Here is a 17245-nt window from a genome sequence, read left to right as displayed (position 1 = left end):
CTCGCTCCTGTTTCCTACAGATCCGCGTTGTTTGAGTGGATATCCAGATCCGGGACCTGGAAGTTGAAGATCCCGGTGTCGAAGCGGTTGTACGCCTCATAGTCAACCAGCTCGTACAGACGAGCACGCGTCAACATTGAATCTACCCGAGACTCCTGCGTTCCGTGGGCAGCAATCGCGTCCAGGACGCGCTCCGCCTCGCCCATGGCACTGCGCAGCAATGTCACCGGGTAGATGACCAATGCCACCCCGACATCGGCCAGCTGCTGCCGGGTGAAGAGCTCGGATTTCCCGAACTCCGTCATGTTCGCCAGCACCGGCACATCCACGGCCTTGCAGACCGCCTCGAACTCCGAAAGGTCCTTCATGGCCTCCGGGAAGATCGAATCGGCCCCGGCATCCACCAGCGCCTTGGCCCGGTCGATGGCGGCATCCAGCCCCTCCACCGCGCGCACGTCGGTGCGCGCCATGATCAGGAAGTTCGCATCCCGGCGAGCGTCGGCCGCGGCGGCGATGCGCTTGACCATGGTGTCCAGGTCGACGACGTTCTTGCCGTCCAGGTGGCCGCAGCGCTTGGGGTTGAACTGGTCCTCGATGTGGCAGCCGGCCAGGCCCGCGTGCTCGAGTTCCTGGATGGTGCGGGCCACGTTCATCGGCTCGCCGAAGCCGGTGTCGGCATCCACCAGGGTTGGCAGGTCGGTCATCCGGGCGATCTGCCCGGCACGGGTGGCGACCTCGGTGAGCGTGGTCAGCCCGATGTCGGGCAGGCCCAGGTCGTTGGCCAACACGGCGCCGGAGACGTAGACCCCGTCAAAGCCCTTCTCGGCGATCAGCCTTGCCGAGAGCGGGTTGAAGGCGCCGGGGAACTGGCGTGCGGCCCCGGGAACGAGCATCTCGCGCAGGTCCCTGCGCTTCTGCTCCGGGGTGGTGGTTGAGTACAGCATTTAGAACAGGCCCTTGGGTGCGGCGGCGAGGTCGATGACACCGGGTGCGGCGACGATGTTCAGCTGGTCCAGGTCCCCGGCCCCGAGGTTTTCAAGGTCCTGCGCGGCGGTGATGAAGCGGTTGATCTCGGTCTCCTCGACCAGGCCGGCGGCCAGCGTGCGGAACTTGTTGATGTACTGCTCGCGGGCGAACGGGCGGGCCCCCAGCGGGTGCGCGTCGGCCACCGCGATCGCATCGGTGATCACTGTGCCGTCGGCCAGGGTGATGACCACGGTGCCGCCGAAGGCCTTTTCGCTGATGTCCAGCGAGTGGTAGCGGCGGGTCCACTCGGCGTCTTCCTCGGTGGTGATCTTGTTCCACAGTTCCACGGTGTCGGGCCGGCCGGCACGCTCCGGGGCGTAGGAATCCACATGGTGCCAGGAGCCGTCCTGCAGGGCCACGGCGAAGATGTACGGGATCGAGTGGTCCAGGGTCTCGCGCGAGGCGGTCGGGTCGTACTTCTGCGGGTCGTTGGCGCCCGAGCCGATCACGTAGTGGGTGTGGTGGGAGGTCTGGATCAGGATCGAGGCGACGTTCTTCGGGTCGGTGGCCTCGGGGTGTTCGCGGTTGAGCTTGCGGGCCAAATCGATCCAGGCCTGCGCCTGGTACTCGGCCGAGTGCTCCTTGGTGTAGGTGTCAAGGATGGCGCGCTTGGCCTCGCCGGCCTCGGGCAGCGGGACCGTGTAGGCGGCGTCCGGTCCGTCGAGCATCCAGGCGATGACGCCGTCCTCGCCCTCGTAGATCGGCACCGGGGAGGTCTGGCCGCGCATTGCGCGGTCCGCTGCCTCAACGGCCATCTTGCCGGCGAAGGCCGGGGCGTGGGCCTTCCAGGTGGAGATCTCGCCCTTGCGCGACTGGCGGGTGGCGGTGGTGGTGTGCAGGCCCTGGCCGACGGCCTGGAAGATGGTCTCGACATCCAGGCCCAGCAGGGTGCCGATGCCGGCGGCGGCCGAGGGGCCCAGGTGCGCGACGTGGTCGATCTTGTGCTCGTGCAGGCAGATGGACTTGACCAGGTCGACCTGGATTTCGTATCCGGTGGCCAGGCCGCGGATCAGGTCCTTGCCGCTGGCTCCGGTGTGCTGGGCGACGGCCAGGATCGGGGGAATATTGTCACCCGGGTGGGAGTAGTCGGCGGACAGGAAGGTGTCGTGGTAGTCGAGCTCGCGCACCGCCACGCCGTTGGCCCAGGCCGCCCATTCGGGGGAGACCTTCTCGGAAATCCCGAATACCGAGGCGCCCTTGCCGCCGGTGGACGGGGCGTGGGTCAGTGCCTGGGCGCGGGCCGCAACGATCGGGCCGCGGTTCAGCGAGGCAATGGCCACCGAGGCGTTGTCGATGACGCGGTTGATGATCATCTCGGTGACGTCCGCGGGGACCTCGACGGGGTCGGCGGCGACAACGGCGATCTTGTGCGCTAGCTGGTCCTCGTGGGCCAGGTTTTCTTCACTGCGGTACACGCGTACTGGGTGGTTGATCATTTAGGTGTCCTCTCGGGTGCCGGAATGGGCTTTGATGTGTTCAAGGCTGTGGTGCAGGTGCAACTGGGTCGCCGCGGCGGCGATGTCGGGGTTTCGGGCGGCAATGCCCTCGGCGATCGCTGCGTGCTCGAGCGCCGAGACGGCCAGGCGCGCCGGGTCGTCCTGGGCCAGGCGGCGGACCCGGGCCAGGTGCACGCGCAGGGAGCGCAACGACTGCTGGATGTAGGGGTTGGCCACCGCGGCGTCGATGCGGTGATCGAGCTCGGCGGCCAGGTGGTAGAAGGATTCCCGGGATTCCGGATCGGCTCCCTTCCCCGCGTCCAGGAAGCGGGTGCGCAGGTCGGTGAAGACCGCCGGGTCCGCGCGGCGGGCGGCAATGCGGGCGGATTCGATCTCCAAGGCGCGGCGCAAGGCAAAGAGGTCATCGATGTGTTCGAGCGAGACGTCCGAGACCACTGCGCCGCGTCCGCGCTGCTGCACGGCCAGCCCGTCGGCCACCAGCCGCGCAAGGGCCTCGCGCAACGGGGTGCGTGAGACGCCCAGGCGTTCGGCCTGCTCGACCTCGCCCAGGACGGCACCGGGACGCAACCGCCATTCGACGATGTCCGTCCGCAGCTCCTCGTAGGCCTTGTCGCTTGCTCTCATGACATCAACTGTATACAGAAATTGCCAAATGTCACGTCGAGATCGGAATAATGCGGCTAAATTTTCGCCAACTGTATACATGGCCCTTGAAATTCCGTGGTGCTGGTCGTAGGCTCGACTCCACCCGAACACCCCCCCAGACCCGAACGGATGGACGGTTCGCATGGCACTTTCCTACGCGCAGACCTTTGCCGAATCCACCAGCGACCCGGCGGCCTTCTGGCTCCGGGCCGCCACCTCGATCGACTGGGAACGGGAGCCGGCCACCGGACTCGATGCCAGCCGCGCCCCGATCAACGCCTGGTTCCCCGACGGGATGCTCAACGTCTGCCACAACGCATTGGACCGCCACGTGGCCGCCGGCCGCGGGGATGCCACCGCACTAATCTACGACTCCGCACTCCTGGGCATCCAGGAACGCTACAGCTATGCCGAACTGCTGGAGCGGGTAGCACGCTTCGCCGGCGCGCTGCGCGACCAGGGGATAGGAACCGGGGACCGGGTGCTGATCTACCTGCCGATGATCCCGCAGGCCCACATCGCGATGCTCGCCTGCGCCCGGCTCGGGGCCATCCACTCGGTGGTCTTCGGCGGCTTCGCGCCCAAGGAACTCGCCGCCCGCATCGACGACGCGACCCCGGACGTCATCATCACCGCCACCGGCGGCATCGAGCCCGCCCGCCGCATCGAATACCTGCCGGCGGTTGCCGAAGCCATCGCCATGGCCGCGCACAAGATCCGCACCGTCATCGTCGCCCACCGTGACGGCTTCGAGCACTCTCCGGCCGAATTCACCGGGGCCGGCACCGCCTGGCACCACTGGGACTATCTCACCTCCACGGCCGAACCCGCGGAGGCGGTCCCGGTGCCCTCGACCCACCCGCTGTACATCCTGTACACCTCCGGCACCACCGGATCGCCCAAGGGCGTGGTGCGGGACTCGGGCGGCTACGCGGTGGCCATGGATTGGTCGATGCGCAACATCTACGGCGTGGGGCCCGGTTCCACCATGCTCACGGCCTCGGACGTGGGCTGGGTCGTGGGCCACTCCTACATCGTCTACGGGCCGCTGATCGCCGGGGCCACCACGGTGCTCTACGAGGGCAAGCCCGTGGGCACCCCCGACGCCGGGGCCTTCTGGCGGCTCATCGAGGACCATCAGGTCGACACCTTCTTCACCGCCCCCACCGCGCTGCGGGCCATCCGCAAGGCCGACCCGGAGGCGGCGCTGCTGGCCGGGCACGACATCTCTTCCCTGCGCAACTTCTTCGTGGCCGGTGAACGCCTGGACCCTGACACCTACGCCTGGGCGCGGGAGAAGCTCGGGGTGCCGGTGATCGACAACTGGTGGCAGACCGAGACCGGGTGGCCCATCGCCTCGAACTGCGTGGGCCTGGAAACCCTCGAACCCAAGGCCGGCTCTCCCACGGTCCCGGTGCCCGGCTACGACGTGCGGATCCTCGACGGGTTCGGCGCCGAGCTGGGCCCAAACCAGGAGGGGAACATCGCCATCAGGCTGCCGCTGCCCCCGGGCACCCTGGCCACGCTCTGGGGCAACGACGCCCGCTACATCGCCACCTACCTGGAACAGTTCCCCGGCCACTACGCCACAGGGGACTCCGGCTACCTGGATGCGGACGGCTACCTGTTTGTCATGGGACGGACCGACGACGTCATCAACGTCTCGGGGCACCGGCTGTCCACCGGCGCCATGGAACAGGTGCTCGGTTCCCACCCGGCGGTTGCCGAGTGCGCGGTGATCGGCGTCGCGGACGAGCTCAAGGGCCAGCGCCCCAGCGGCTACGTGGTGCTCAAGAGCGGCACCCGGATCACCGAGGAGCAGCTGCGCGGCGAGCTGGTGTCCATGGTGCGCGCGCACATCGGCCCGGTTGCGGACTTCCGCGAGGTGCGCATCGTCGCGGCGCTGCCCAAGACCCGCTCGGGAAAGATCCTGCGCAAGACCATGCGGCAGATCGCCGACGGCAAGCCGTACACGGTGCCCTCCACCATCGAGGACCCGGGCGTCATCGAGGACCTGCTCCCGTTCCTGCGCCCCGCCCGGTGACCGGGTGGCCGGTCAGCCCTTGGCGACCCAGCGGTACTCGTACTCGGGCCGGCCGCGGGTCCCGTGGCGCGGGGCCTTGGCCGCGTCCCCGGTGTCGGCCAGGTGCTCCAGGTAGCGCCTGGCGGTGACCCGGGAAAGGTCCAGCAGCTCGGAGACCTCGGTGGCCGAGAGCGCGGCGCTCGCCGAGCGCAGCGCCTCCGAGATCGAGCCGAGGGTCTCGGTGATCAACCCCTTGGGCAGGGGAGCCGGGCCCACCGAGCGCAGCGCGGCAAATGCGTTGTCGATCGAGGACTGGGAGGCGGCCTGCCCGGCGTTGCCCAGGTTGAAGCGGAACTGCCGGTAGTTCTCCAGCTTCTCGGCAAACGCCGCGAAACCGAAGGGCTTGATCAGGTACTGGGTCACCCCGGCGGAGATCGCGGTGCGCACCACGTTCAGGTCCCGGATCGCGGTGATGGCGATGATGTCCACGGTGTTCCCGCGCCCGCGCACCCGCCGGGCCACGTCCAGGCCGTGCAGGTCCGGCAGGTTCATGTCCAGCAGCACCAGGTCGATCGGGGTGCCCGCTGCCTGCGCCGCATCCAGGGCCGCGAAGACCTCGTTGCCGCTGTGCGCGATCGAATGCACGCTGAAGCCCGGCACGCGGGCCACGAACTTCGCGTGCGCGGCGGCGGTGGTGGGTTCGTCGTCCACGACCAGGACGCGGAGGTTTCTGTGCGTATCCATGGACCGGTGGTTCCTCGTGTCTGGGTAGGGGCTTCAAAACTGTGGCGGGGTGCCGGAGGGTGGGGTCAGGGCCCGCTGCGGCCCGGGGACATCGGCAGGGTCACGGTGAAGATCGCCCCGGCATCATTATCCACTTCCAGGGACCCGCCCAGACGCGCGACCGCCTGGCGCACCAGTGCCAGGCCCAGCCCGCGCGAACCGGAGCCGGGGACCACCGGCTTGGAGGAGACCCCCAGCCGGAAGAACTCGTCGAGCAGGTCGGGGTCCACGCCGGGGCCCGAATCGGCGATCGAGATCACCACGGATTCCGCGTCCGCGGCGAAGTCCGCCCACACCCGGCGCAGCTCGGAGCCGGCCGCCGCGTCGAACGCGTTGTCCAGCAGGTTCCCGGTGATGGTGACCAGGTCCCGGGCATCCAGGGTACCGGTGGGCAGCTGCCCGGAGGCGGTCATGGTCAGGGTGATGCCGCGCTCGTGGGCCTGGGCGGCCTTGCCCACCAGCAACGAGGTCAGGTACGGCTCGTCGACCGCCAGCACGAACTCGTCGGTCAGCCGCTGGGATTCCTGCCGGTCGGCCACCGCGAACTCCAGGGCCTCGCGCTCGCGGCCCAGCTCGATCAGCGTCGCCACGGTGTGCAGCCGGTTGGCGTGCTCGTGGGTCTGGGCACGCAACGCCTCGGTGAGCGTGCGCATCGATTCCAGCTGCCCGGTCAGCGCCTGGACCTCGGTGTGGTCGCGCAGCGTCGCCACGGTGCCCAGCTTGCCTTCCACCTGACGGCGGCGCAACGGCCAGGGCACGCGGGCGGCGGGAGCGGAATCGGGCTGCTCGGCGTTCTGCTGGGAGATCACCAGCACCCGGTTGTTGGTCAGGTGGATCTCGTCGGTGGCGCGCCGGCCCGAGGCAAAGAGCTCGGCCACGGTCTCCGGCAGCCCGACCTGGTCCACCGGCAGCGGGCGCAGCGAACCGGCGGGCGGCAGGCCCAGCAGTCCCGCGGCCTGGTCGTTGTAAAGCACCAGGCGGCCCTTCGCATCGACAAGCACCAGGCCCTCGCGCACCGAATGCAGGGCGGAGAAGTAGTAGGCGTAGAGCCGGCGCAGCTCCTCGGGTCCGTAGCCCAGGGTGGCGCGGCGCAGGTACCTAGACAGCGCATAGGTGAACACCGCGCCCAGGCCCACCGCCAGCAGGCCCACGGCCAGGGTCGCCGGAACCAGTGCGGCCTGGGTGGCGCCCAGGGACTGCAGCGTGACGCCCACCGCCACCATCGCGGTGACGTTTCCGCCCGCATCCCGGATCGGGGCGATGGCACGCACCGAGGGACCCAGGGTGCCGCGGTAGTCCTCGACCTGGCTGTGCCCGGCCAGCGCCTGCTCGACGCTGCCGACGTACTTGCGGCCGATCTCGCTGGCGGTGGGGTGGGTGTAGCGGGTGCGGTCGGTGTCCATGATGGTCACGAAGTCCACCGCCGCGTGGGACACGATGTTGTCGGCAAAGGGCACCAGCGTCCCGGAGGGGTCCGGGCGCTGCACCGCGTTGATGACGAAGGGGTCGTGGGACAGGGTCTCGGCGACGGAGAGCACGCGCTTGGCGGCGAATTCGTGGGCCTGGGTCCGGGCGTTGAGGTAGCTGGCGGTGCTGACCACCAACACCACCAGGGCCACCAGGGCCAGCTGCGCGACGAAGATTCGGGTGGCCAGCGAGTAGGAGGAACGCGCCGGGTTCGCGCTGCGTTCCCTGGGCGCGGGGGCGGAACTGCCGACTGAGGGCGGTGGCATCGATGCCCCCTTCCGTCCGAGGTGCCCTGTGCCGGGTGCACGGGCGCTGCCTTCAAGGGTGGCACGCGGGCAAGCGCGCCATGACCATTATGAACACAAGAGAGATATCGATCACGTTCGACCCCACCATGGATGAAGAAGCCCGGGCACACCAAGCGCCACCGCCCCCCTCACGCACCGCCTCCCCGCAGCAGACATTCATTCAGAAGGAGCCACCCCCATGGCAACGACGCCAACATCGACAGGAGTCCTGGACCGGGACCCGATCGAGAACCAGGAAGCACCCGTCAAGAAGGACCGCACCCACTGGCTGTACATCATGGTGATCATTGCCGTGGTTGCCGGTGCCGCGATCGGACTGCTGGCCCCGGACCTCGGCAAGGCACTGAAGCCGCTTGGCACCGGGTTCGTCGCACTGATCAAGATGATCATCGCGCCGGTCATCTTCTGCACCATAGTCTTGGGCATCGGCTCGATCGCCAAGGCCGCAACGGTCGGCAAGGTCGGCGGCCTTGCGCTGCTCTACTTCATCACCATGTCCACCTTCGCCCTGGCCATCGGCCTGTTCGTCGGCAACCTGATCCACCCCGGGGCCGGGCTGAAGCTGGAGCGCTACGAGAGCGCAGGTGCCGGCGGCGGAAACGCCACGGTGAACTTCCTGCTTGAAATGATCCCGGGCGACATCCCGGTGCTGCCCACCCTGGTGCTGGCACTGTTCGTCGGCTTCGCCCTGCAGTCCATGGGCAAGAGCGGCGAACCGGTCCTCGGCGCCATCCGCCACATCCAGGCCGTGGTCTTCCGCCTGATGATGATGATCATGTGGATCGCCCCGATCGGCGCCTTCGGTGCCATCGCCGCGGTCGTCGGCGCCACCGGCTGGGCCGCCATCGGCTCCATGGCCATCCTCATGGGCGCCTTCTACGCCACCTGCGCCCTGTTCATCGTGGTCATCCTCGGCTCGCTGCTGCGCGCCGTGACCGGGCTGAACATCTTCTCGCTGCTGAAGTACCTGGCCCGCGAGTACCTGCTGATCTTCTCCACCTCGTCTTCCGAATCGGCCCTGCCGCGTTTGATCGCCAAGATGGAACACGTGGGCGTCTCCAAGCCGGTCGTGGGCATCACGGTTCCCACCGGCTACTCCTTCAACCTTGACGGCACCGCCATCTACCTGACCATGAGCGCGCTGTTCGTCTCCACCGCCATGGGCATGCCGATGAACCTCGGCGAGCAGATCTCCCTGCTGGTCTTCATGATCATCGCTTCCAAGGGCGCCGCCGGGGTCACCGGCGCAGGCCTTGCAACGCTGGCCGCCGGCCTGCAGTCGCACCGCCCGGAACTGCTTGACGGCATGGGCGTGATCGTGGGCATCGACAAGTTCATGTCCGAGGCCCGCGCGCTGACCAACTTCACCGGCAACGCCGTGGCCACGCTGCTGATCGGCAAGTGGACCAAGGAAATCGACATGGAGCAGGCCCGCGCCGTGCTCGCCGGGGACCGTCCCTTCGACGAGCTCTCGCTGACCGCCAACGAGCACTAAGCGGCTCGGAACTTCCGCACGAACCTCCGCACGAACGCCAGGGACCCGCAGGCCGGGGCCCCTGGCGTTCGCCCGTTGGGCGCACATGCGCTTCCCGCTTCTTCGCGCCCATGGACGGTGCCGGATGGCGGGTGCATAGTGGTCTTGACGCGGCAGCGGAACCGAGTGGGAGGATGCCATGGCACGAGCGAAGGGGCCCCGACGGCCCGCCTGGGAAAGCCTTGGCCCCGAGTTGCCCTCCCCGCAGGAGGCCCGCGACGCCGAGGACTTGTTGTGGCGCGAATTCTGTGCCCGGTTCCGCTGGTACGAGTCCGCGGCAACGCGTGCCCGCCGTGCCCATCAGGGCCTGCGGATCCTCACCCTGGGCTGCGCGGCGGCCGTCACGGCGCTGGCGGCACTGGCCGCCCCGGCCCCGCTGACCGCGGGGCTCGGTGCGCTGATAGTGCTCGTCGAAGGGCTGGCGCAGATCGGGCAGGTCCATGCCAAGTGGCTGAATTACCGCGGCACCAACGAACGGATGCGCCACGAGGGATTCTTTTATGCGGCCGGCGCCGGGGGCTATGCCGACCCCGGGAAGCGGCGGGCGAGGCTGGCGCGGTTCATCGACGAGGTGCTGGGTGCCGAGCACACCGCCTGGGCGCAGTCCACGGCCAGGACCGCGGAGAACGGCCAGCGCTGAAGCGCCGAGGAAACACCCCGCGACCAACATTGGACTTCAACTTCAAGGTAAAGGCTCGCCGTGACCCCGGTGGGGCAAAGCCCGGTGCGAAACCTATACCCTTGAAACAAACAGTCAACCAAATCGCACAACGAACGGAAGCGTGGTTCATACCGTGAGCGAGGAACAGGGCAGCAAGTCGCGAGGCGCGGGTTTGCTCAAGGAGCCAACCCCCTTGGGACCCACGGGTCGCCCGATGACGATTTTCCCCGAGCCCTTGCCCCTGGAATCCCACGGCCCGGCCCGCGTGATCGCCATGGTCAACCAGAAGGGCGGGGTCGGCAAGACGACCTCCACCATCAACCTGGCCGCGGCGCTGGCCGAATACGGCCGCAAGGTGCTGCTGGTCGACTTCGACCCGCAGGGCGCACTGTCCGCCGGCTTCGGGACAAACCCGCACGAGCTGGACGTCACCGTCTACAACGTGCTGATGGACCGCAAGACCACCATCCGTGACGCCATCATCACCACCGACGTGGAAAACGTCGATTTGCTGCCGGCCAACATCGACCTTTCTGCCGCCGAGGTCCAGCTGGTCAACGAGGTCGCCCGCGAACAGGTCCTCGAGCGCGCGCTGCGCTCGGTCACCGACGACTACGACATCGTGCTCATCGACTGCCAGCCGTCCCTGGGACTGCTCACCGTCAACGCGCTGACCGCCGCCCACGGCGTGATCATCCCGTTGACCGCGGAGTTCTTCGCGCTGCGCGCGGTGGCCCTGCTGGTGGAAACCATCGAGAAGGTCCAGGACCGGTTGAACCCGGCACTGTCCATCGACGGGGTGCTGGCCACGATGTACGACCCGCGCACGCTGCACGGCCGCGAGGTCGTGGGCCGGCTGGTGGAGGCGTTCGGGGACACCGTCTTCGAGACCGTGATCCGCCGGACCATCAAGTTCGCCGACGCCAACGTGGCCGCCGAACCGATCACGTCCTACGCGACCAACCACCCCGGCGCCGAGGCCTACCGCCAGCTGGCCAAGGAACTGATCGCCCGTGGCGGCGCCCCGTAATGACGGCACCCGCCGCCGACCCCCTGGCCACCGCGCCGGTCCCCGAGAAGGAACCGGCCGGTGGCTTTCGGGTTTCGCTGGAAAATTTCACCGGGCCCTTCGACCTGTTGCTCTCGCTGATCGCCAAGCGGGAGCTGGACATCACCCAGATCGCCATGGCCGAGGTCACCGACGAGTTCATCGCCTACCTCAAGGCCCTCCAGGCCCGCGGAGGTGCCAAGGCGCTCGATGAGACCACCGAGTTCCTGGTCATCGCCTCCACGCTGCTGGACCTGAAGGCCGCCCGCCTGCTGCCGAACACCGATGCCGAGTCCGACGAGGACATGGCGCTGCTCGAGGCCCGCGACCTGCTCTTTGCCCGGCTGCTGCAGTACAAGGCGTTCAAGCACGCCGCCGGCTGGATCTCCGAAAAACTGCTCGACGAGGCCTCCAGCTTCCCGCGCCAGGCGGGGCTCGAGGCGCACTTCGCCGCACTGCTGCCGGAGCTGCTCTTCAAGACCACCCCGGGGGAGCTGGCCCAGCTGGCCGTCGCGGCCCTGGCGCCCAAGGCCCCCGAGCCCACCGAGGTCGGCATCGCGCACTTGCACGGCGGAAACGTCTCGGTGCGCGAGCAGGCCGCCATCTTGGCCTCGATGCTCAAGGAACGCGGGACGCTGGTCTTCGGCGAGCTGGTTGCCGACGCCGCCAGCCACCTGGTGGTCGTCGCCCGGTTCCTCGCCCTGCTGGAGATGTACCGCGAGCGGGTCATCGCCTTTTCGCAGGACGCCCCGCTCCAGGAGCTGGCCGTGCGCTGGCTGGCGGCCGACGCCGACTGGGATCCGGCCGCGCTGCACGAGGAATACGGGCCCGGGCCCGGCATCGAATCCGAGACATCCGCCACGTTGGCACCACCCGCACAGGGGGAAAATCCATGAACGAACCCGTCACCGCCCCGGCCGCGGCACACCCCGCGGCACAGGCCCCGGCCCCGCCGCGGGAGGTCCCCGAGGGCCAAGGCGCCGTTGATTCGCTGCCCGGGGGACTGGAAGCGGGCCTCGAGGCGGTGCTGATGGTCATCGACGAACCGATCTCCGCCGGCCACCTCGCCGGCGTGTTCGAGGTCGGTGAGGAACGCGTCACAGCGGCCCTTGAAAAGCTGCGGGCACAGTATGATGGTGGGGATACACCACGCGGTTTTGAGCTGCGTGAATTGGCCGGCGGCTGGCGCATCTTCTCCCGACGTGAATTTGCTCCCTTCGTTTCACGCTTCGTCATCGACGGCCAAACGGCAAGACTTACCCAGGCAGCGCTGGAAACTTTGGCAGTGATCGCCTACCGGCAACCGGTCTCCCGCGGCAGGATCGCGGCGATTCGCGGGGTCAACGTCGATTCGGTGGTGCGCACCTTACTCACGCGCGGGCTGATCCACGAAGCACCCGACGACGGTGAAAGTGGTGCCACGTTGTATCAGACCACCTCGTACTTTCTGGAAAGATTGGGACTGGGCAGTATCTCCGAGCTGCCCAGGATCTCCCCGCATCTTCCCGGAGTGGGTGACATCGACGACTACGACGTTGATTCGCCCTGGCAATCGGCGAACCACGAAACAACATAAGGACAGATCATGACCCAGGGATCCCGCCCAAGCCGCGGCAACCAGCGCCCACAAGGCTCCGGCTCCGGCAACGGCCGCGGCCGCGGAGCAACCGGTGCTGGCCGTTCCGACCAAAACCCACGCTCCTCCACCCCGCGATCCGGCTCGGAGCGCGGCACCGAGTCCTCGGCCGGTTCCTGGTCCAAGGCCCACGGCGGACCCAAGCAGTCCAAGAAGACCGGGGCCCCGGGCAAGAAGAAGTACGGCGGACCCCAGGCCTTCGGCAAGGAACGCTTCGGGAAGAACCTGGGCCCGGTCGACGCCGTGCGCACCAGGCCGACCCAGCGGGCACAGGCCGTCGCCGCGAACTCGGACCTCGAGGGCGTGCGCCTGCAGAAGGCCATGGCCAACGCGGGTGTGGCCTCGCGCCGCGTCTGCGAGGAAATGATCGCCAACGGCCGCGTCGAGGTCAACGGCGTGCTCATCACCGAACCCGGCATCCGCATCGACCCCGAGCGCGATGCCGTGCACGTGGACGGCATGCGCCTGCAGCTGAACGCCGACATGAAGTACTTCGTCTTCAACAAGCCGCGCAACGTGGTCTCCACCATGGAGGACCCCGAGGGCCGCAAGTGCATCGCCGACTTCCTGCGCAAGCAGGGCCAGTCACGGCTCTTCCACGTGGGCCGGCTGGACTACCAGACCGAGGGCCTGCTGCTGCTGACCAACGACGGCGAGGCCGCCAACCGCCTGGCCCACCCGTCCTACGAGGTCCCCAAGACCTACCTGGTGCAGGTCCGCGGAACGCTGCCCTCGGGCATTGGCGCGCAGATGAAGAAGGGCATCAAGCTCGAGGACGGGTGGGCCTCGGTCGACTCCTTCCGGCTGATCGACTCCACCCCCGGGCACGTGCTCGTGGAGGTCATCCTGCACTCCGGGCGCAACCGCATCGTCCGCCGGCTCTTCGACGAGGTCGGCCACCCGGTCACCCGCCTGGTCCGCGTGCAGGTCGGGCCGATCCGCCTGGGCGACCAGAAGCAGGGCACCATCCGCCCGCTGGGCAACCAGGAAGTCGGGCACCTGCTGGCAATGGTGGGGATGTAGCCACATGCCCACCACGCACCTTGCCGGACCGATCCTGGTCATCGGCACCGGGCTGCTGGGCACCAGCGTCGGGCTGGGGCTGAGCCAGCGCGGACTGAACGTCTGGCTCATCGACCCCTCGCCCAGCGCGCAAACCGTCGCACAGGACATCGGCGCCGGCACCATCCACGTCCCGGGGCGCCCGCTGGCCCCCGAGCTCGTGGTGGTTGCCGCGCCGCCGGATGTCACAGCCGCCGTGGTCACCCAGGCGTTGCTGGAGTACCCGATGTCCACCGTGGTGGACATCGCCTCCGTCAAGGGCTCGATCCTCGAGGCGGTGCGTGCCGATGCACGCATCACCGACGAGCACCTGGCCCGCTACGTGGGCACCCACCCGATGGCCGGGCGCGAACGCTCAGGCCCGGCCTCGGCCCGCGGTGAGCTGTTCACCTCGATGCCGTGGGTCATCTGCGCGCACGCGGGGTCGCGCGGCGACTCGGTGAAGACCGCCGAGGCGCTGGCCATCGACCTGGGAGCCACGGTCTCGCGCATGAACGCGCAGGACCACGACTCCTCGGTCGCGCTGATCTCGCACTTCCCGCAGGTCGCGTCCTCGCTGATCGCCTCGCGGCTGCTGAACGCGCCGGGGCACTCGCTGGCACTGGCCGGCAACGGGCTGCGCGACACCACCCGGATCGCCGCCTCGGACCCGAAGCTGTGGATCCAGATCCTCAGCCACAACGCCGGGGCGCTGGTCCCGATCCTGCGCGGCATGCGCGAGGACCTGGACCGCCTTGTGGCCACCCTCTCGGACCCGACGGCCTCCGGCGCGCTGCTGGACCTCGCCCAGCTGATGGGGGAGGGCAACGCCGGGCAGGCGCGGATCCCGGGCAAACACGGCGCACCGCCGCAGGCCTTCGCGCTGGTCACCATCGTGGTGAAGGACAAGCCCGGGCAGGTCGCCAAGCTGCTGGCCGACATCGGGGATGCCGGCATCAACGTCGAGGACCTCCGGGTCGAACACTCCGCCGGCCACCAGGTCGGCCTGGTCGATGTCTCGGTCATCCCGGGACGTCGCGAAGAATTGATCACAGTGCTCAGTGCACTTGGCTGGAAGGTTGCGCAGTAATGCAGAAAATCACGGTGGCCATCGACGGCCCCTCCGGAAGCGGCAAGTCCTCGGTCTCCAAGGAGGCCGCCCGCCGCCTGGGTGCCGCCTACCTGGACACCGGTGCGATGTACCGCGCCGTGACCTGGCATGCGCTGGATGCCGGCACCGACCTGGCCGATGCCGACGCGGTCGCCGCGGCGGTGAAGGCCGCCGACCTGTTCATCTCCACCGATCCCGACGTGGAGAAGGTGACGATCCACGGCACCGACGTGACCGAGGCGATCCGCGAGCCGTTCGTCTCCGAGGCCGTCTCGGCCGTCGCGACGAACCTTGAGGCACGCGCGGAGCTGGTGGCGCGCCAGCGCGCCATCATCGCGGCACACGGGCGCATCGTGGCCGAGGGCCGGGACATCACCACCGTGGTGGCACCCGACGCGGATGCCCGCATCCTGCTCACCGCCTCCGAGGAGGCGCGCCTGCGCCGCCGCGGACTGCAGCTGGGCGGCACCCAGTCCGCCGCCGAGCTCGAGGCCCAGGTGCTCGCCCGCGACGCCAAGGACTCGACCGTGGTCAACTTCCAGGTCGCCGCCGACGGCGTGGTGACCGTGGATTCCTCGGACCTGGACTTCGAGCAAACGGTTGAAACCGTCCTCGAAGCCATCAAGGCCCAGGCCGCCTAGCTCCACCACTTCGATCCAGCACCAACGGATCACACCATCCCCGCCCGCGGCAGCGGTGCCCAGGCACCGAAATGCGCGGGCGGGAGACATGCTTGAATTGATACCGGCTTCCGCGTTTGGTGGAGGCACGCAACGCAAAGGAACCACACCATGAGTGAGAGCCTGCTTCCGGACGAGGGCGCCGAGTACGTCCCGTTCAACGAGGACCACATCGCCGACCGCCTGGCCGAGATCAGCGACGAGGATGCCGACGCACGCGCCACCGCGCTGCTGGCCGGCCTCGACGACTACGAGCTGGACCCGGAGGACGCCGAACTGCTGGCGCACCTCGGCGATGACTTCGACGACGACGCCGACGAGGTCATCCCGCCGGTGGTGGCCATCATCGGGCGCCCCAACGTGGGCAAGTCCACGCTGGTCAACCGCATCCTGGGCCGCCGCGAGGCCGTCGTGGAGGACGTCCCGGGCGTGACCCGCGACCGCGTGTCCTACCAGGCCGAGTGGCTGGGCAAGAAGTTCACCATCGTTGACACCGGCGGCTGGGAGCACGACGCCAAGGGCATCCACGCCCGCGTCGCCGAGCAGGCCGAGGTCGCAGCGGACCTGGCCGACGTCATCCTCTTTGTCGTGGACTCGCGCGTCGGCGCAACCGCCACCGACGAGGCCGTGGTGAAGATGCTGCGCCGGAAGAAGAAGCCGGTGCTGCTGGTGGCCAACAAGGTCGACGACTTCAACCAGGAATCCGAGGCCTCATTCCTTTGGGGCCTGGGCTTCGGCCAACCCTGGCCGGTTTCGGCCCTGCACGGCCGCGGCGCGGCCGACCTGCTGGACGCCGTGGTGGCCAAGCTTCCCGAGTTCTCCGCCTTCGGCGGCATCATCCCGCGCGGCGGCCCGCGCCGCATCGCGCTGATCGGACGCCCGAACGTGGGCAAGTCCTCGCTGCTGAACAAGATGGCCGGCTCCGAGCGCGTGGTCGTCGACACCCTCGCCGGCACCACCCGCGACCCGGTCGACGAGCTCGTGGAGCTCGGCGGCGAGGTCTTCCGCTTTGTGGACACCGCCGGCATCCGCCGCCGCCAGCACATGGCCCAGGGCTCGGACTACTACGCCTCGCTGCGTACCCAGGCCGCACTGGAAAAGGCCGAGGTCGCCGTCGTGCTCGTTGCCGTGGACGAGGTCCTCTCCGAGCAGGATGTGCGCATCCTGCAGATGACCATCGATTCGGGCCGTGCCCTGGTGCTTGCCTTCAACAAGTGGGACCTGATGGACGACGACCGCCGCCGCTACCTGGAGCGCGAGATCGAAACCGACCTGGCGCACGTGGAGTGGGCACCCCGGGTGAACATCTCGGCGAAGACCGGCTGGCACAAGGACAAGCTCGTTCCCGCCCTGCACACGGCCCTGGAATCCTGGGACAAGCGCATCTCCACCGGCAAGCTCAACACCTTCCTGGGCGAGCTCGTGGGGGCCCACCCGCACCCCCTGCGCGGAGGCAAGCAGCCACGCATTCTCTTCGGCACCCAGGTGTCCTCGCGACCACCACGTTTTGTGCTGTTCACCACAGGTTTCTTGGATCCCGGGTACCGCAGGTTCATTACCCGCAGGCTTCGCGAGACATTCGGCTTCGAGGGCACGCCCATTGAAGTGGCGATGCGGGTGCGCGAAAAGCGCCAGCGTTCGAAGTAGTCGAAAAAATAGGGTAGGGTAATCACGGAGCTTTTCGCAGACGGCACCTTCATGAAAATGAGGGAGAACGGCTGCGAAAGCAACCGGGCTATGGCGCAGCTTGGTAGCGCGCCTGACTGGGGGTCAGGAGGCCGTGGGTTCGAATCCCGCTAGCCCGACCGGTTACAGCCCCGGCAGA

Annotated in this window: 15 protein-coding genes and 1 tRNA gene; 11 read left to right on the top strand and 5 right to left on the bottom strand. The window is 68.4% G+C overall.

Annotated elements, in window-relative coordinates; translation table 11 throughout:
* Positions 1-14: 14 nt before the first annotated feature.
* Genes prpB through JOF46_RS16860 form a run of 3 tightly spaced genes read right to left on the bottom strand, consistent with a single transcriptional unit; the run spans position 15 to position 3107 of the window.
* The gene (gene prpB, locus JOF46_RS16870; protein WP_209909104.1) at positions 15-944 is read right to left on the bottom strand and encodes a methylisocitrate lyase; all 930 of its coding nucleotides are present in this window, start codon (positions 942-944) and stop codon (positions 15-17) included.
* Entirely contained in the window at positions 945-2462 is a 1518-nt protein-coding gene (locus tag JOF46_RS16865) for an MmgE/PrpD family protein (protein WP_209909101.1), read from the bottom strand.
* A complete protein-coding gene (locus tag JOF46_RS16860; RefSeq protein WP_209909098.1) occupies positions 2463-3107 on the bottom strand; it encodes a GntR family transcriptional regulator in 645 nt (214 codons plus the stop codon).
* Positions 3108-3270: 163 nt separating this feature from the next.
* Here JOF46_RS16860 and JOF46_RS16855 point away from each other — a divergent pair, with 163 nt between their 5' ends.
* Complete coding sequence (locus tag JOF46_RS16855) at positions 3271-5172, top strand: AMP-binding protein (RefSeq protein WP_209909095.1); 1902 nt, start codon at positions 3271-3273, stop codon at positions 5170-5172.
* Positions 5173-5184: 12 nt separating this feature from the next.
* On the opposite strand, the gene JOF46_RS16850 is transcribed toward JOF46_RS16855, so the two are convergent.
* Complete coding sequence (locus JOF46_RS16850; RefSeq protein WP_209909093.1) at positions 5185-5895, bottom strand: response regulator; 711 nt, start codon at positions 5893-5895, stop codon at positions 5185-5187.
* 65 nt (positions 5896-5960) lie between these two features.
* Positions 5961-7667, bottom strand: a complete 1707-nt coding sequence (locus JOF46_RS16845; protein ID WP_209909090.1) for a sensor histidine kinase — start codon at positions 7665-7667, stop codon at positions 5961-5963.
* Between the two features lie 220 nt (positions 7668-7887).
* Here JOF46_RS16845 and JOF46_RS16840 point away from each other — a divergent pair, with 220 nt between their 5' ends.
* The 10 genes from JOF46_RS16840 (at position 7888) to JOF46_RS16795 (ending at position 17225) form a co-directional block, all read left to right on the top strand.
* Positions 7888-9204: a cation:dicarboxylate symporter family transporter gene (locus JOF46_RS16840; protein WP_245348169.1), complete on the top strand. Its 1317-nt coding sequence runs from the start codon at positions 7888-7890 to the stop codon at positions 9202-9204.
* A 178-nt stretch (positions 9205-9382) separates the two neighbouring features.
* Positions 9383-9883, top strand: coding sequence for a DUF4231 domain-containing protein (locus JOF46_RS16835; RefSeq protein ID WP_209909088.1), 501 nt, complete (start codon positions 9383-9385; stop codon positions 9881-9883).
* Positions 9884-10037: 154 nt separating this feature from the next.
* Positions 10038-10934: a ParA family protein gene (locus JOF46_RS16830; protein ID WP_071216901.1), complete on the top strand. Its 897-nt coding sequence runs from the start codon at positions 10038-10040 to the stop codon at positions 10932-10934.
* Positions 10934-11848 (top strand): segregation and condensation protein A, encoded by a 915-nt coding sequence (locus JOF46_RS16825; protein WP_209909085.1) that lies wholly within the window; start codon positions 10934-10936, stop codon positions 11846-11848. Before JOF46_RS16830 ends, JOF46_RS16825 begins: the two co-directional genes overlap by 1 nt.
* On the top strand, positions 11845-12528 hold the full coding sequence (gene scpB / locus JOF46_RS16820) for an SMC-Scp complex subunit ScpB (RefSeq protein ID WP_245348168.1): 684 nt from the start codon (positions 11845-11847) through the stop codon (positions 12526-12528). The genes JOF46_RS16825 and scpB overlap by 4 nt, the downstream gene beginning before the upstream one ends.
* Before the next feature lie 9 nt (positions 12529-12537).
* Positions 12538-13611, top strand: coding sequence for a pseudouridine synthase (locus JOF46_RS16815; RefSeq protein WP_209909082.1), 1074 nt, complete (start codon positions 12538-12540; stop codon positions 13609-13611).
* A gap of 4 nt (positions 13612-13615) precedes the next feature.
* Positions 13616-14719, top strand: a complete 1104-nt coding sequence (locus JOF46_RS16810) for a prephenate dehydrogenase (protein ID WP_209909081.1) — start codon at positions 13616-13618, stop codon at positions 14717-14719.
* Positions 14719-15381: a (d)CMP kinase gene (cmk, locus tag JOF46_RS16805; RefSeq protein ID WP_209909079.1), complete on the top strand. Its 663-nt coding sequence runs from the start codon at positions 14719-14721 to the stop codon at positions 15379-15381. Before JOF46_RS16810 ends, cmk begins: the two co-directional genes overlap by 1 nt.
* A 150-nt stretch (positions 15382-15531) precedes the next feature.
* Positions 15532-17067 carry a ribosome biogenesis GTPase Der gene (gene der / locus JOF46_RS16800; RefSeq protein WP_209909077.1) on the top strand — a complete coding sequence of 512 codons (1536 nt, stop codon included), beginning with the start codon at positions 15532-15534 and terminating at the stop codon, positions 17065-17067.
* An 84-nt stretch (positions 17068-17151) separates the two neighbouring features.
* Positions 17152-17225 (top strand) — tRNA-Pro (locus JOF46_RS16795).
* Positions 17226-17245 lie beyond the last annotated feature (20 nt).

It is taken from the genome of Paeniglutamicibacter psychrophenolicus, from assembly GCF_017876575.1.
GTDB classification, from domain to species: domain Bacteria; phylum Actinomycetota; class Actinomycetes; order Actinomycetales; family Micrococcaceae; genus Paeniglutamicibacter; species Paeniglutamicibacter psychrophenolicus.
Note: the sequence above shows the minus strand (reverse complement) of the source record. Positions and strands in the feature narration are given on the sequence as shown.

What these genes read in the sequence shown, in the direction of transcription:
- prpB (WP_209909104.1), bottom strand. Translation starts at nt 944, where the DNA reads ATGCTGTACTCAACCACCACCCCGGAGCAGAAGCGCAGGGACCTGCGC.
- JOF46_RS16865 (WP_209909101.1), bottom strand. Translation starts at nt 2,462, where the DNA reads ATGATCAACCACCCAGTACGCGTGTACCGCAGTGAAGAAAACCTGGCC.
- JOF46_RS16860 (WP_209909098.1), bottom strand. Translation starts at nt 3,107, where the DNA reads ATGAGAGCAAGCGACAAGGCCTACGAGGAGCTGCGGACGGACATCGTC.
- JOF46_RS16855 (WP_209909095.1), top strand. Translation starts at nt 3,271, where the DNA reads ATGGCACTTTCCTACGCGCAGACCTTTGCCGAATCCACCAGCGACCCG.
- JOF46_RS16850 (WP_209909093.1), bottom strand. Translation starts at nt 5,895, where the DNA reads ATGGATACGCACAGAAACCTCCGCGTCCTGGTCGTGGACGACGAACCC.
- JOF46_RS16845 (WP_209909090.1), bottom strand. Translation starts at nt 7,667, where the DNA reads ATGCCACCGCCCTCAGTCGGCAGTTCCGCCCCCGCGCCCAGGGAACGC.
- JOF46_RS16840 (WP_245348169.1), top strand. Translation starts at nt 7,888, where the DNA reads ATGGCAACGACGCCAACATCGACAGGAGTCCTGGACCGGGACCCGATC.
- JOF46_RS16835 (WP_209909088.1), top strand. Translation starts at nt 9,383, where the DNA reads ATGGCACGAGCGAAGGGGCCCCGACGGCCCGCCTGGGAAAGCCTTGGC.
- JOF46_RS16825 (WP_209909085.1), top strand. Translation starts at nt 10,934, where the DNA reads ATGACGGCACCCGCCGCCGACCCCCTGGCCACCGCGCCGGTCCCCGAG.
- scpB (WP_245348168.1), top strand. Translation starts at nt 11,845, where the DNA reads ATGAACGAACCCGTCACCGCCCCGGCCGCGGCACACCCCGCGGCACAG.
- JOF46_RS16815 (WP_209909082.1), top strand. Translation starts at nt 12,538, where the DNA reads ATGACCCAGGGATCCCGCCCAAGCCGCGGCAACCAGCGCCCACAAGGC.
- JOF46_RS16810 (WP_209909081.1), top strand. Translation starts at nt 13,616, where the DNA reads ATGCCCACCACGCACCTTGCCGGACCGATCCTGGTCATCGGCACCGGG.
- cmk (WP_209909079.1), top strand. Translation starts at nt 14,719, where the DNA reads ATGCAGAAAATCACGGTGGCCATCGACGGCCCCTCCGGAAGCGGCAAG.
- der (WP_209909077.1), top strand. Translation starts at nt 15,532, where the DNA reads ATGAGTGAGAGCCTGCTTCCGGACGAGGGCGCCGAGTACGTCCCGTTC.